At 53.4% G+C, this 335-nt stretch carries 1 rRNA gene; it reads right to left on the reverse strand.

The window, feature by feature from the left end:
* Positions 1-84: ribosomal RNA gene (locus P0D73_RS46845) — 16S ribosomal RNA — on the reverse strand; the annotation flags it as partial.
* Positions 85-335: the final 251 nt, after the last annotated feature.

Raw genomic sequence — 335 nt, forward strand, 5'->3', positions numbered from 1 at the left:
GTTGCCCCCGTGCTGCCGTTCGACTTGCATGTGTAAGGCATGCCGCCAGCGTTCAATCTGAGCCAGGATCAAACTCTTCAGTTCAAACCTGTTACTGTTTTCGGTCCAGTTACGGACCGGTCGCTCACTCAACGTACTGACGATGATTTGATTGCTCAAACCTTCCTCTAATACTGTGTGAGACTTGATACTTTCGCTTGGTCGGCAGACCCCGAAGGACCCACCTCGCGTCGCGCATCAAGCGCCCACACTTATCGGCTGTTAATTTTTAAAGATCGGTTACGCATTCACTACCGGACCGGCACCGCGCGTCGTCAACATCACAACCACCCGGC

It is taken from the genome of Paraburkholderia sp. RL18-101-BIB-B (assembly GCF_046026985.1).
GTDB lineage: Bacteria > Pseudomonadota > Gammaproteobacteria > Burkholderiales > Burkholderiaceae > Paraburkholderia.